Raw genomic sequence first — 615 nt, 5'->3', positions numbered from 1 at the left:
CAGGGCCTGATCCCGGCCATCGTGCAGGACTACCTGGACGGAACAGTGCTGATGATGGCCTGGATGAACCGGGAATCGCTGCAAAAAACCCTGGAAACAGGCCGCACCTGGTTTTGGAGCCGCTCGCGGCAGGCGTTGTGGCCCAAGGGGGAAACTTCTGGCCATGTGCAGTGGGTCAAACAAATCCGCTACGACTGCGACGGCGACGCCCTGGTCATCCTGGTGGAGCAGGTGGGGGATGCAGCGTGCCACACAGGAGCGCGGAGCTGTTTCTTTCGCCCTTTGCAAAGGGATCCCATCCCGGCAGCCGATACCCTGTCGCAGGTGTTTGCCGTGGTCAAGGCCCGCCAGGCGGATCCCCGTCCCGATTCCTACACCAGCAGCTTGCTAGCCAAGGGGGAAAATGCCATTTTGAAGAAACTTGGCGAGGAGACGGCTGAGGTGGTGATGGCGGCTAAGGATCAAGACCGCGTGGCTTTGGCCCGTGAGATGGCCGACCTCTGGTACCACTGCCTCGTGGCCCTTGCTCACTATCAGGTAGATGTTAGGGATGTCTATCGCCAGCTCCAAGCCCGCCGTTCCGCCAAGTGAAAGGGCCATGTCCCCCGAAGGCGG

At 61.3% G+C, this 615-nt stretch carries 1 protein-coding gene; it reads left to right on the top strand.

The window, feature by feature from the left end; genetic code table 11:
• A partial coding sequence (gene hisIE / locus NW820_RS13325; protein WP_414407768.1) for a bifunctional phosphoribosyl-AMP cyclohydrolase/phosphoribosyl-ATP diphosphatase HisIE occupies positions 1–591 on the top strand: 591 nt, incomplete at its 5' end.
• Positions 592–615 lie beyond the last annotated feature (24 nt).

The sequence above is a fragment of the Synechococcus sp. R55.7 genome, assembly GCF_047461955.1.
In the GTDB taxonomy this organism is placed as follows: Bacteria; Cyanobacteriota; Cyanobacteriia; order Thermostichales; family Thermostichaceae; genus Thermostichus.
Note: the sequence above shows the minus strand (reverse complement) of the source record. Positions and strands in the feature narration are given on the sequence as shown.